Below are 13,185 nucleotides of genomic sequence, written 5' to 3' on the forward strand. Positions count from 1 at the left end.
CCAGTGAAAAAGCCAGTATTCGGCGCAAACGGAAGATGACCAGTATGAATAGTGCCTATATGGACAAGGTGTTAATAGCAGGATTATGCTCGATGGTTAAACAATGAACACTCACGCTCTCACCCTGCCAGATATTCAGGGTTATCATGCATACTCATAAATACATCAGCAGAAAATCCAAGCATCGATAACGCTTTCTTTATAGCATCGGTGAGTGATTTCTTGATGGCCTCTCCATCTGTTTTAATTCCATATTTGGTTCTGTACATGTATGGTGTCGCACCATAACTTTCAATTTCAGCACAAATGTCACATTCAACCAGATACCAAAAGAGAATTTTGATAGAGTGATTTTGTTCATATATTAATGTGCCGTCAGAATCACGTAAGAATCGGCTCCCAATTTGTTTATTTTTGTCGTCATAGATAGGTTCTGACATGGGTGCACCATTAATCAGCTTTTCTTCTGTGACATTACAGCCCCATCCATAACCGAATGGTCCGAATAGTTCTGTTGCCCGCATAAACATATAGTTACTGTTTATGCTTGTACCATTGAACCCCATTCCCTCCAATGGTTTTGTAAAGTGGGGATCGGTACGTTGGACTGCCTTCCAGATACGGAGATTAGTTTTCTGTTCATCGCCTTGTGCCTTGATAGTTTCCTCCAGCAAATTGGTTCGATGTTGGAAGTTATCATCATTGGCGTTCAGGGTAGCGACAGGAGGCAATGAGGTGACTTCATCATCCGCCGTAGTGTTGTCTTGTGCAGTCTCTTCTATTGCTTTGTCCTCTTTGGTTTGCTTGGTTTTTCTGGTCTTGAGAGACTTGGCTTCGCTTTTTTTCTCCTTAACCTGTAGTGCTGCCTGTTGGGTTTCAACTTCATCTGGAGTGACATCTGTTATCGAGGCTTCTGATGTTGACACTGGATAATTGGAAACCTTGGGTTTCTCTTCTGGTAATTCAACGGGTATGTCGGTATCACCTAAAGTACAGTTTAAGAATTCCTTCATAGCGACGGCATCGGTCAGAAATTCAGGGTGGTGTTTACCTTCACGTACGACTCTGAAAAGCGTTTCCCGTGGAATGGACAGAGCGTCGGTTCTGATACGAAATGCGGTAGACCACTGCTGCCATGCTTCATTGTTATTTGTTATCAGTTGCTTAGCCTCTTTCATACTGTGTGACATAATCGCCCAGCAATGAAAGTCACCGTCTAGTAATGCCAGTGCAATTTCCAGATCTAACGTGGCGTAAGTGTGATTAAAATCACGTGTAGTAATAGATGGGTTTTTCGTTGGTTCGAGCGTTCTAGCCTGCCATGTGGTGCCGTTGAACTCATATTCAGTAGCAAATTTTTCATCAAATTTACCAATTGGTGGGCGAGGGAAGCCTTGTATATCTTTACAAATAATCGGTTTTGATGTGTTGAAGTTGCTCATATCGTTCGCGTACTCTTCCCCAAGGTAAACAATGGCCATAGCTTTAGCCATTTTCGGAATTAGCTTCGAGTGCAATTGCAAGTGGTACGGCTCCATTTTTTTGAGCTTTTTTTGTCGGCTCAAAGACACAGATATATGTGAACATTGGTCTTGCCTCTTTAATAAATTGCTTTTTTTGCCAGTTTTATTGCTGCCTTAATCCCGGCTTTTGGCATTTTGACTTTTGGATATAATCCCTTGACAGCATTTGAATAAACCATTCCTGTCGTTGGGTAATATTCAACTCGCCTTTTGCCACCGGTAATAGATATATGCATAGTTGCGTTTGTTGTATCACTATTATTTTTATGCTCAATAGCAATTAAACCATTATCTAGGATTAAATTAATTATATCATTTATGTTTTTCATAAATACACCTGAGCCTTAATAAGGAGTTTCTTCATCAGATTTAGACATTGGTTTCTCTTCAGTGCATAACAATGATTGAATATGGCTCTCAAGTTCAGAGGCTTTAGTATGAGCTTCTGAAAGAACTTTATTTTGTTCTTTCTTTAGAGTATCAATTTGTGAATTTATAAAGTCTGGACGACTAATATTTGGATACGGGATTTCTATATCATGAATAGCGACAACTGTACCAAAGATCGATGCATTTCCGTGTTTACTTGCGTCATGTGATAAGACTGTGATGTTCATTTTTCGTGAAATATTATTTTCGATAGCGTGAACATAAAGCTTTACTTGTATTGTTTCTTGTTGTGCTTTCATAGCAGCTCCTGATATATTGTTAGCGATCAATGATGGAAATCATTGGTCTTGCCTCTACTAACGAGTTGGTCCTCGTTAGTAGAAACTCCCGGTTAGCTTTGGTCGGCGATCCGGGGTAAAAGAACCCGCCACTTCGGTGGTTTTTTTTACATTTGTTGATTCTTAGTTTTTCCCCATATTGGTATTAGTTGGTACGGATTTATCAACGATAAATACCATTCAGAGGTTATAGTTTTAATAAATGTTTCAAACAGACCGATGAATTGGCCTAATTTGATATTCTGCATATCATTACACATAAGAACTGTTGTTCGATTGGTTAATGTGCGGGTCTTTCCCCGCCGTCCGTTGATTCACGCAGTTTCTAAGAAACCCGGTAAGAAGAACCGTAACGCATCAACTGCCAGTGTTTTTTGTACCATTCCCACCGCAGGCTGGGGAATCCTGGTGTTGGTTGATCTTTCCTGTTCCACTTTCTGGTAAATACAGTTGTTATATGTGGTAATCATGACAGGTCACATTGAACCTTGCTCTTCTCCTCCCTCATAACAATTGAAACTGTAAATTCGGTTTTGAACACTTAACCTAAACGGCTGCTGTGCCGAGTTACTGATTAGCAAATCATCTACCTCTTCGTATGTCGGTAGCGACTACTACGTGGGCGTCCTGCCTGTTTGCTGTTGAAATTGAGTTTGGTAATCAATAAACAAAAAGCAAAGTAAAAATTAAACAATAAGAAGGGCTTATCAAAGTGTTAAGTTTAACCATTTGATTTATTTTAATTTTTATATCTATTTCAAGGTGTGAACTGAATGAATTTTCCCTTGGTGATAGCACTGTAAAATAGGATGGCCAAGATAGTTTTAGAGATTCTCTATGCATATAGCATGATAGTTTTTGGGTGTTGGCTAAAGGTTAATTAATTTTTGGATTGGGTGATTGAGGTTAACGGTTTATTCCGTAGGGTTCAGGGTAAGATAAAAATCTTGTTGATAAATAAGAAAAAAGTCGAGTGGCGACTTTTTTCTATGCTTTCTTTTGCCTCTTTTTATGTAATAATTCTTCTAGTAAATTATCATAATGCCGTTTTTTATCTTCAAGATTTTTTATCAGATCATCGGCATCACTATCTGGCAGTTCGTCGAATAGCTCTAGAAGAACTTTTTGCTTAGGAGTCAATGTTACTTGTAGTGGGCTTCCTAATTGGTGGGTGTTTGTATCGGCGTCTAAATAACCATCTGGCATTCGATAGTCTTGTTCTAAACGTCTCGCGGCTTTTTCGCCGAAAGATGCTTTACCATTCATAAGCTGTGACAAATAACTCTTCTCTTTTTCAGGAAGAATTTTATCGGAAAACCAATCTCTTAGGCGTTGTTGCCTGATGTTCTTCATGCTCATTTTATTTATAAGAACCTATATATCTAGGGATTTCAATATTTTTCCTACCAGTTAAATTGTGATTAGTATTCACTAAATAAGCAAATACTTGATAAATGTTTAGTATTTATTAAACTTTCTGTATTTCTAAAAGGGGTAGTTATGAAACTAAATGATTACATTTCTAATTTAAAGCGAGGTGAAGCCAAACTTCTTGCTGAGAAGCTTGGGGTATCCAGTTCCTATTTATCGCAAATGGCACATGGTTATGCTCCAGTTCCTCCCGCCAGATGTTTTGATATAGAAAATGCAACCAATGGAAAAGTGACAAGACAAGATCTTCGTCCCCATGACTGGCAGAAAATATGGCCTGAAATAAATGCTAACTGAGCAGTCAGTATAAAAACTGATTCTCAATAATCAATATTGCGACAGGAGACGTAAACAGTGGAACAAAACATCAACGCCCTGAAAGCCGAAGTTGAGGCGTGGGCGGCAGAGAAGGGGCAGGAGTATGTAGCAATAGAAATAAGCCGAATGTACTTCTTGCTTTGTGAAAGAGCGGTATCAGCCAAGTTGCATCCCATTGAAATAAATGGGAATGCTAATTGGAAAGCTATCAATAACAATAGGCAGCAAATTTTCAGGTGGTTGCGCAGTGATTCAAGGGCTGCACGGAGAAAAGTATCAGAGTTGTTACCCGCTATCCAATCAGCCCTTCCACTTGAACGCAAAGCCAGAGTTAACGGTGAAACAACTAATTATTTGATATCTGTTGCGATTCGTGAATTTACGGCGGTGATAATTGCAATCCTATTGGGAGGTTTAGGAGATAGTGACGTATCACAACAAATAACCGTTGCGATATCAGCACTGAATGCTTTGACAAACGTTTAAAAGAGGCAAGACCAATGCTTAGAACCATAGAAAAGATCACCTATTGTAATAAGTTTCACCTGGGTGGTGAGTTTGTAACTATAGAACAAATCCCAGAAATTTATGAAGGGTACAGAGAAGTTGCGTTAAATGTCTGGAAACAGTATGAACGGCAAAAGGCCAAATTGCTGGAGGAGTCTCTTACCCTTGAACGGTGTAAGTCAGTTTGCCGTCAGATTGCTAAAATACTTGGAGCTTGATTATGAGTATGTCATTGATGGTAAAAGCTATGAGTATCAAAGTTGGTAATCCACTCCGTAAATTGGTACTGATTAAGTTGGCTGATAACGCTAATGACCAGGGAGAGTGCTGGCCGTCAGTTGCTTACATTGCTGAACAATGCGAAATATCAGAACGTTCTGTTCAAAATCACATCAAGCAATTGGTAAAAGATGGCATTGTCTGTGTTGCAGAACGGAAGACACAAAATGGACTGAATCAATCAAATGTCTATTTCCTGAATCTGGATAAATCCAGTCATGGCTATAGTGAAAATGTTGCACCATATGGTGCATCTCTTGCACCCAGTGGTGCAAATTCTGCGGGGGTTAGTGGTGCAGGAGATGCACCCAGAACCAGTCACCCTTTTGAACCAGTCACGGAACCTAAAACCCCCCTTATCCCCCGTAAGGGGAAACGGGAGAAATTAAAATTCGATCCCATCACGGCAAAGCCTAAAAACGTTAGCGATGAAGTATGGGCTGATTGGGTCACTTTTCGGCTAGAAATTAAAAAGCCGCTGACAGAAACCATGTGTAAGCAGCAAGGGAAAAAACTAGCAGATTGCACGAATCCTGATTCAGTGATTTGCACGTCAATTGCGAATGGGTGGCAAGGGCTGTTTCCTGAAAAGTCTCAAAACATCAAACCTAAATTTACTCAAAATACTCATACAGGTTATAAGGGTATAACCTACGAACCACAGGATTCTTATTGGTCAGAAAATATTGATTAGGGGGAGAAATGAACTCTAATAGCTTACTTGACAGTATCAACATTGCCCCACGTTTTGAACATGCCAGCTTTGAAAATTATTAGCCTATAAACAAAGCTGCTCAACATAATCTGAAGATCTGCCAAAGTTATGTTCAGACTTGGAAAGAACGCAAAGTTGCGGGTGAGGGGATCATCATGTGTGGCCGTATTGGTACCGGGAAAACTCATCTGGCTGTTCGACATGCCGTGAAATAGTCACTCAGAACGGTATCAGTGCGTTTATTACAACCGCATCACGTATTATCAGGGCATTTCGTCGTTCATGGAGTAATGATGCTGACACCAACGAGTTCGAGACACTGAGGTTTTACAGTGAGTTGGATTTGCTGATCATTGATGAGATTGGCGTTCAATACGGCACTGTATCAGAGCGAAATATCTTGTTTGAGGTGATTAATAACCGATATGAAGATTTATTACCAACGATCCTGATCAGTAATTTGCCAATGAATGACCTGCCAGTGTTTTTAGGGGACTGAGTATTAGATCGTGTGTTACAGGGTGGGGTAGTGTTGGCTTTTGACTGAGATAGTTACCGGAGGGGACAGTAGTATGAATGAGCTCAATCTAGAGTCTGCGGTTATAAGCGGATTGTTGTCAGGTGGTGCAACGCAGGATGCTTATGATGTTTTTGCAACGTTGCCAGAAGAGGCGTTTAGTTCAAGTTTTTTGCGTCGTGTCTACGTTGAAATCAAAAAACAAGCGTTCAGTAGTTCCCTGATTGATCCGATATTCATCGCTGAGGCTATGAGTGGAGATGGTAATACATTAGCTAATATCCTTGAGTTGAGTAAGAGCCCTGTTTGGAATGCAAACCTGAAAGGCTATGCCAATAAAGTTAGTGAATATTGGTATGTTCGTCGGGTTACAGCAGTGATCAACGCTGGCCAACAGGCGTTACTGGAAACTAAAAATCATACTCAAGCACAACATGTCATAACGGGCTTTATGTCCACTATGGGGGAGCTAATACGAGATACTGGCAACCTGGTTCCCGTGCACATCAAAACATTGATTGAAGGGTACATTGACATACTGGAGAGGCGTAACTTAGGTGAGGATAGTCTCGGTATGATTATGACCGGTATTGAGCCATTTGACTCGTTGACGGGGGGATTTAACCCAACTGATTTAATTCTCATCGGTGGTCGTCCCGGCATGGGCAAAACAGAACTGGCACTTTGCATGATTGAGGGTATGACTAGGAATGGAGGGGCGGTATTGCTGTTTTCAATGGAAATGGCAGCACAACAAATTACAGAACGTATAGTTGCTGGTTCTGCCCAGTTGTCAGTTTCGAAATTGAGACGTGGTGAATTTTATGATGAAGATTGGGTCCGTATATCTAACGCAATAAGCGAGTTAATAGATCGCGATATTCATATTCTTGATGCTAGTGAATTAAGCACTGAACAGATATGTGCTATCAGTGAAACGCATAAGCGCAGGCTCCCGAATCTGAAAGGTATTTTTGTTGATTATCTTGGGTTGATAAAAAGGCCCAAAGCCGAGCGTAATGACCTTGCTATCGCTCAAATATCCAGGGCTCTCAAGGGACTAGCTAAGCGATTACATACACCTGTTACAGCATTGAGTCAGTTATCAAGAGACGTTGATAAACGGCCTATACATCAGCGTTGCCCTGTTGCAGCGGATTTGCGAGACTCAGGTAGCCTAGAGCAAGATGCAGATCGAATTATTTTTACTTATCGTGATGTTGTTTATAACCCACAAAGTCCAGCCAGAAATTATGCTGAGATTATTTTGGATAAAAATCGTCACGGTGAAACCGGAACGATATTTCAGGAATTTAAAAATGGGCATTACTTACCAACTGATCAAATTGTTGCTGCTGAAATATGTCGTACACAGCAACAGGCTAAACAAAAAGAGCACCGATATGCAGACAAGGCATTTTAACTAAAGGCCAAAAGAGGCAGACCAATATGACCATAAACAGTAAACTGATTTTATTAGATAATTTGGGTAGTTATGAATTATCCCGTTTTGGGTGCAGTTCCGAAAGCATCGCTATCTTACAAATTTAGACTTAAAAGCTAGTCGATTCAACGTAAACGCCGGCAGGATGCTGGCTTTACCAAAATAGAATTGCTGGTGGATAACTAAGAGCTGGAGATGCTGAAGCGCAATTGTACTCTTCGAAGGCCGGGTAGGGAATCTTACAAAGTCAATGAATACCTCTCTATGCTGATTAGGATGGATGATCATTGATGAAAAAAGTAGGTAGTTCAGTTGCAGAAACAGCAAAGTGAAAAGTGTGGGGGAAAGCCTTTCTGTAGCTGAATATTGTTTTTCTAGTGAAGCGGCCTGCTGGAACACACTGGGATGGTATAAGAGTTGAAGTTGTATTTGTAACGTACAAATTACATATTAAGTATATTGCTTGCGTTCAAAACGAAAAAAAAATACCATAAAATCTGCTTAACGCAATCAGGGTATCTAAATGAGCATTAACGACACACAAAGTGATATTACCGATTTGATAATAAACGCTTTCAGGCGTGATTTTTGGCTTAACGTACAAGATGCATTATATGCTAAGTATGCTGCAGCACAGGAAGTAACTGTAGGCAATATATTAAAACTTGGTGAACCGGAGCAACGTAGATTTAGGCCTCAGGCTAGGCACTATGGCCTTAATTCAGCATTGAGGGAGGCCGCAAGTCGCTCTGGTTATCTTTGTTACGATGCTGATACATCCCCGAAAGGGGAGCATTACATTATTATCGATTCAGAAGGTGTTAAATTAGTCGTATTGGGTTAAATCACGATGAGCGCCATATAAGAGGTGCTAAACATCGTTCATTGATAGCCCAATTGAATGAAAAATTTGAAGGCTATACTCCAGATCTTTTTAGAGAAGAAGATAGTAAACATCATAATGACATTGATACGTTAGGTGTGTTGTTAATAAATATTAATCCACCATATCATGAATCTCAGGCCAGCATGATGGATTTAAGGATTGTGGTTCCTTTTACCAATATGAAAGGTTTTCACTATAATAAATCTGTAACAGAGCTTTTAGCCCTCTATACTGGAGAGAAGAAGATAGTCATTCCTGATATGGTTTTACCTAAGCTCAAGAAGCGCCTGAAGGATCAGGAAAACATAGAATAGGTGAGACATTATGAGAGTGGGAATTTCTGGTTTCCAATCTGAAAGGTTGACACAGATAAGAGAAGCGAGGGGATTATCGAAAATTAACCTTGGTAGGTTAGTGGATCGTTCACCATCAACTATTACCAAGTGGGAAAACGGTAATCATTCCCCCGATGCAGAAGTATTGCATAGCTTAAGTCAGATTCTTAATTGCCCGGTAAGTTGGTTCACAAAGCCTATTGTTAAGTACGAAAAAAAACCAGTATTCTTCCGAACACTTTCAACCACGGCAAAAGACTTATGTATCGCCTCAGAGCGATACATGGGGTGGTTTCAAGAGTTATCATGTAAGATGCAAGAATATCTTGATTATCCAGAGGTTAACATTCCTCATCTTAACGTAAAGGATTACAGAGCGATAGATGATCAATTGATTGAAAGAATGGCTTTTGAGTGTAGGAAAGCTTGGGAATTAGGTATTGCACCGATAGATGATCTATTACTGGTAATGGAGAATGCGGGGATAGTCTGTTCCAGATTTGAACAAGGTAGTTCTGTAATGGATGGCTATTCTCAATGGAATGATTTAGAAAATAGACCATATGTGGTTTTAGCTAGTGATAAAGATAACTATTATCGTAGTCGATTTGATGCTGCTCATGAATTAGGTCATATAGTCTTACATCGATATATAAATAGATTTGATAATATCAATTTTAATCCAATAGAAGAGCAAGCACATAAGTTTGCGTCGAGTTTCATGCTGCCGGAAGAGTCATTTTCTGTAGAGCTTCCTCCATATCCTACATTACAGAATTTCATATCTCTAAAAAATCGCTGGGGGATGTCTGCGCAATCTATGATCCTTAGAGCGAGAAATTTAGAATTAATATCTTCTCTGGAATATCAGAGGTTATATAAAAATATTTCTGCTAGAGGTTGGCGAAAAGGAGAGCCGCTTGATGATCTTAGAAAACCAGAGTCGGTTCGTTTGTTACCTAGGTGCTTGAATCTATTATTGGATTCTGGAACTTTTAATAAAAAAACACTTCTTGAGGAATTTGGTTTCCCAAAAGGAGATTTAGAGGATTTATGTTCAGTTCCTAAGGGATTCTTGTCAGAATCACAGGTACTTGATTTCCAATCCAGAATACAATTGAAGAATAGTATTAATATATCTACTACACAACAAGATACAAACGTCGTTAATTTATTTAATAGAAAGTAAAATTGGGAATTAATACTAACACCTGTTATTCTGTTCGTATCGGCCTGAACATCTGATAACCTAAACAAAAGCTGCTGTGTCATAACTTTGAGGATAAGTAATGACGCAGCATAGTTTTATCAAAATCTCGAATGACATCCTGAGACCTGCGACTCCTGCAGCTAGGGAATACCTGCACTCCAAAGTGAAGTGGGGCGATGTGCTCTATGCGGATTTTAAGAAAGCACGTAACCCGCGTTTCCATCGTAAATATTTTGCCCTTCTGAATCTCGGCTATGAATACTGGGAACCTGCTGGGGGTACCATTTCCCCGGAAGAGAAAGCGCTTATGCGTGGCTACGTACAATTTCTTGCACACTTCGCGGGCAGTGAAGATGTCTTACAATCCGCTGCGGATGAATATCTTGCTGGCATATCTAAAAACCGAGCCCAGAATATTACTGCTACCAAATCCTTTGATGCCTTTCGGTGCTGGGTAACAGTGGAATCAGGGCACTATGACATTTACGAAATGCCCAACGGCAGTCTGTACCGTGAACCTCGTTCAGTCAGCTTTGCCAAAATGGAAGAGCTGGAATTTCAGGAACTTTATAAAGATACATTAAACGTGCTTTGGAACTTTATTTTGTATCGTAATTTCCCGAACCGAAATGCCGCTGAACATGCTGCTTCTCAGTTGTCCGATTTTATGTAATGAGAGGCAGAACCAATGGCTAAAAGTGAAAAACAATGGCTTTCTGATGTGACATTACTGGGATGTATCTGTTGTCGGAATATGGGGTTGGGGGTAACACTTGCGAAAATTCATCATGTGAGAGTGGTACAGGATATGGCCCAAAGGGCTGCTCACTTCTCCATTCTGCTGTTATATCCTCGCTATCATCAAGCGTTTTATCCCAAGAGCTTTCATGTGGCACCGAAGACATGGCAAGCAATCCACGGTATGGCAACGGAACTATTGCCCCAAGTTAAAAGGGAAGTTGAAAAGGTACGGTTATGTCGGGTGTGATATTTTCAACGGATGGGCTGCAATTGACTCAGGCACAAGAAATTTGGTTGCAGGACTGGTTATCCAAGTTCGGTGCATGGGTGTATTCTGGTAGGCTTGATAAACGTCAGAGCAGTATGATTGCTGAGCTTATGGCGACGGTAGAACTGAGAAGTTATCCAGAACGTCCGATATGCAATGATGATGACGGAATGTTAATCGCTAGGGTAGTAGACCAATATTTACCATATTGATCGGGTTGCATTTGGGATGTTGCTTAGTCGATATGTTTATTGTGTATCTGATAGAGCAATTGCCAAACATTATCATGCAACGGTTCAGCCAAGAATTATGATCCGCAGAAATGGTATGTTGCGTAAGCGAAAGCCATCAATGTCAACTTGTCGGCGTAAGGTTGAGGAAATATTAAGAGCAACGGAATATTTGATTTATCAACCATTGCAAGATGCCTTTATAAGACGGGAACAGGAAAGAAAATCAAAACTTTTGTCACTAACGTGTTGACATCTTTGAACTTATGAGCTACCATTTTCAGTATACATTGCGATAGTAGTATTCGTGACTTATAGCCTCGCCCTGTGCGGGGTTTTTTGTTGCCTGAAATTCAGATAAGACTTGCTGTTGTCATCGGTCGGAGTTACATGTGTGTCTATGCACAATAACTGACCAAAGGTTTAAATTATCATGCTAAAACATGAAGATATGACAACAACAGCCTCATGTGTTTTAGAAACCGTACCAATGTATGATTGGGTTTCTATTCCTGATGTTTCAACTCTGACTGGGCTATCAACGCCGCGTTGCCAATTACTTTTAACTCAATTTTGTTTGGCTGGCTTGATGGAAAGCCGGGACAATGACACCTTTTTCAAGCGTTGCCTCTGATGGGGTAACTTCTTAAGCGGTAAAATGGACGGCTGGTGGAGCTGACAACACCAGCCATTCGCCTGTTCTGTGCTGACCAGAGAGTAAGCCAGTATCGATTTATGGAAAATATTGTGAATTTAAGTGGTATCACATTAATTAATGACGACTCTCTACGATTTATCAAAACGTTACCAGACAACTGCATAGACTTAATCGCCACCGATCCTCCCTATTTTCGGGTAAAAGAGTGTGGTTGGGACAGACAATGGGAGGATGTAACGGCTTATCTTGCGTGGCTAGATGAAGTACTGACTGAATTCTGGCGTGTTCTGAAACCCAACGGCAGTTTGTATATGTTTTGTGGTTCGCGTCTGGCGTCTAATACGGAAATCCTTGTTCGTGAACGGTTCAATGTGCTTAACCACATTATCTGGGCAAAACCTTCTGGTCCGTGGCGCAGGCAGAATAAAGAAAGTTTAAGGTCTTATTTCCCGTCCACTGAACGGATTATATTTGCTGAACATTATCAGAGGCCTTATCAACCTAAAGGTGATGGGTATTTCCTCAAATGCCGCGAACTTAAGCAATATGTCTTTAAACCGCTTGTGGACTACTTTCGCGATGAACGAAAGGCGTTGGGTGTCACAGCAAAAGAAATTCACGTTGCCACGGTGAAACAGATGGCCAGTCACTGGTTCAGTGATAGCCAGTGGCAATTACCCAATGAAGTGGATTACCAAAAACTGCGGGTATTGTTCGCTCGAATAGCCAGAGAAAAACACCAGAATGGAGAATTAAACAGGCCGTATCATGAGTTAGTAGAATCTCATCTTACTCTGTCACGCCAATATGAGGAATTGAGTCTGGAATATGGGCTGCTGTGTCGTCCGTTCTTGGTGACGGCAGATGTGCCTTATACTGATGTCTGGTCTTTTCCACCTGTTCAGTATTACCCAGGTAAACATCCCTGTGAAAAACCAGCTGATTTGATGACACATATTATCCAGTCTAGCGGCCGGGAAGGAGAGCTGGTGGCGGACTTCTTTATGGGATCTTAGGGACTATCCCGACGCCATCATACGGTTTAACAGACTTTTCCCCCTGATTTAACAGCCTTTTTCTCCGCCGCGTTTTCCCACCCTGTTAAAGAACATACCAACTTGCCCCGACGGGCACTTTGCCGATTTTAGCTCACTTTTTCCCCGAGGTCATAACCGGGTTTCCCCCCGCTTTTCCTGCCCGAACCGGGTTGGCCGGGTGCGGGCCGGCCAGGCCCGCAGGTCAAGCATTTTAACAGGGAAGCCCCCAAAGGGCTGAGGAATCCCCAGAAAATAGACAGGCATAGCGTTGTGTGATCTACTGATTGTTCCACCAAGTCAATAAGGTCACTGCTATGCCTGCACGTAAAGTATGTCACAACTTCTTCAAAGATGCCTT

At 40.9% G+C, this 13,185-nt stretch carries 18 protein-coding genes and 1 pseudogene; 14 read left to right on the top strand and 5 right to left on the bottom strand.

Translation table 11 applies throughout. The features are described 5' to 3' along the window. Positions 1-119: 119 nt before the first annotated feature. The 5 genes from C5471_RS21710 to C5471_RS24600 all read right to left on the bottom strand — a co-directional run bounded on the left by C5471_RS21710 (position 120) and on the right by C5471_RS24600 (position 3,610). Positions 120-1,493, bottom strand: a complete 1,374-nt coding sequence (locus C5471_RS21710; protein WP_133815235.1) for a hypothetical protein — start codon at positions 1,491-1,493, stop codon at positions 120-122. A gap of 107 nt (positions 1,494-1,600) precedes the next feature. Beyond that, positions 1,601-1,852 (bottom strand): hypothetical protein, encoded by a 252-nt coding sequence (locus C5471_RS21715; protein WP_133815236.1) that lies wholly within the window; start codon positions 1,850-1,852, stop codon positions 1,601-1,603. Between the two features lie 15 nt (positions 1,853-1,867). Beyond that, entirely contained in the window at positions 1,868-2,212 is a 345-nt protein-coding gene (locus tag C5471_RS21720; protein WP_133815237.1) for a hypothetical protein, read from the bottom strand. A 353-nt stretch (positions 2,213-2,565) separates the two neighbouring features. Next, positions 2,566-2,721, bottom strand: coding sequence for a hypothetical protein (locus C5471_RS21725; protein WP_166296388.1), 156 nt, complete (start codon positions 2,719-2,721; stop codon positions 2,566-2,568). 517 nt (positions 2,722-3,238) lie between these two features. Then, a complete protein-coding gene (locus tag C5471_RS24600; RefSeq protein ID WP_242688817.1) occupies positions 3,239-3,610 on the bottom strand; it encodes a hypothetical protein in 372 nt (123 codons plus the stop codon). Positions 3,611-3,751: 141 nt separating this feature from the next. Here C5471_RS24600 and C5471_RS21735 point away from each other — a divergent pair, with 141 nt between their 5' ends. The 14 genes and pseudogenes from C5471_RS21735 (at position 3,752) to C5471_RS21795 (ending at position 12,806) form a co-directional block, all read left to right on the top strand. Then, complete coding sequence (locus tag C5471_RS21735; RefSeq protein WP_041380257.1) at positions 3,752-3,979, top strand: transcriptional regulator; 228 nt, start codon at positions 3,752-3,754, stop codon at positions 3,977-3,979. Between the two features lie 57 nt (positions 3,980-4,036). Further along, positions 4,037-4,486, top strand: a complete 450-nt coding sequence (locus C5471_RS21740) for a toxin YdaT family protein (RefSeq protein WP_133815238.1) — start codon at positions 4,037-4,039, stop codon at positions 4,484-4,486. Between the two features lie 14 nt (positions 4,487-4,500). Continuing rightward, on the top strand, positions 4,501-4,725 hold the full coding sequence (locus C5471_RS21745; RefSeq protein ID WP_133815239.1) for a hypothetical protein: 225 nt from the start codon (positions 4,501-4,503) through the stop codon (positions 4,723-4,725). Between the two features lie 2 nt (positions 4,726-4,727). Then, positions 4,728-5,480: a helix-turn-helix domain-containing protein gene (locus C5471_RS21750; RefSeq protein WP_133815240.1), complete on the top strand. Its 753-nt coding sequence runs from the start codon at positions 4,728-4,730 to the stop codon at positions 5,478-5,480. 178 nt (positions 5,481-5,658) lie between these two features. Next, positions 5,659-6,000, top strand: a complete 342-nt coding sequence (locus C5471_RS24605; RefSeq protein ID WP_339959317.1) for an ATP-binding protein — start codon at positions 5,659-5,661, stop codon at positions 5,998-6,000. A gap of 73 nt (positions 6,001-6,073) precedes the next feature. Then, positions 6,074-7,441 carry a replicative DNA helicase gene (locus C5471_RS21760; RefSeq protein WP_133815241.1) on the top strand — a complete coding sequence of 456 codons (1,368 nt, stop codon included), beginning with the start codon at positions 6,074-6,076 and terminating at the stop codon, positions 7,439-7,441. A 544-nt stretch (positions 7,442-7,985) separates the two neighbouring features. Continuing rightward, positions 7,986-8,306, top strand: a complete 321-nt coding sequence (locus tag C5471_RS24615) for a hypothetical protein (RefSeq protein WP_242688818.1) — start codon at positions 7,986-7,988, stop codon at positions 8,304-8,306. Between the two features lie 53 nt (positions 8,307-8,359). Further along, positions 8,360-8,662, top strand: a complete 303-nt coding sequence (locus tag C5471_RS24620) for a hypothetical protein (RefSeq protein WP_242688819.1) — start codon at positions 8,360-8,362, stop codon at positions 8,660-8,662. A 10-nt stretch (positions 8,663-8,672) separates the two neighbouring features. After that, on the top strand, positions 8,673-9,872 hold the full coding sequence (locus tag C5471_RS21770; protein ID WP_133815242.1) for a helix-turn-helix domain-containing protein: 1,200 nt from the start codon (positions 8,673-8,675) through the stop codon (positions 9,870-9,872). A 100-nt stretch (positions 9,873-9,972) separates the two neighbouring features. Next, the gene (locus tag C5471_RS21775) at positions 9,973-10,566 is read left to right on the top strand and encodes a DUF1367 family protein (RefSeq protein WP_133815243.1); all 594 of its coding nucleotides are present in this window, start codon (positions 9,973-9,975) and stop codon (positions 10,564-10,566) included. Between the two features lie 15 nt (positions 10,567-10,581). Beyond that, the gene (locus tag C5471_RS21780) at positions 10,582-10,881 is read left to right on the top strand and encodes a Ref family recombination enhancement nuclease (RefSeq protein WP_133815244.1); all 300 of its coding nucleotides are present in this window, start codon (positions 10,582-10,584) and stop codon (positions 10,879-10,881) included. Then, positions 10,869-11,385, top strand: a pseudogene (locus C5471_RS21785) (antiterminator Q family protein). Before C5471_RS21780 ends, C5471_RS21785 begins: the two are co-directional and overlap by 13 nt. A gap of 180 nt (positions 11,386-11,565) precedes the next feature. Then, positions 11,566-11,766, top strand: a complete 201-nt coding sequence (locus tag C5471_RS21790) for a hypothetical protein (protein ID WP_011147645.1) — start codon at positions 11,566-11,568, stop codon at positions 11,764-11,766. A gap of 101 nt (positions 11,767-11,867) precedes the next feature. Beyond that, positions 11,868-12,806, top strand: coding sequence for a DNA-methyltransferase (locus C5471_RS21795; RefSeq protein WP_207627435.1), 939 nt, complete (start codon positions 11,868-11,870; stop codon positions 12,804-12,806). Positions 12,807-13,185: the final 379 nt, after the last annotated feature.

Origin of the sequence: Photorhabdus tasmaniensis, from assembly GCF_011189505.1 — a bacterium.
Classification (GTDB): domain Bacteria; phylum Pseudomonadota; class Gammaproteobacteria; order Enterobacterales; family Enterobacteriaceae; genus Photorhabdus; species Photorhabdus tasmaniensis.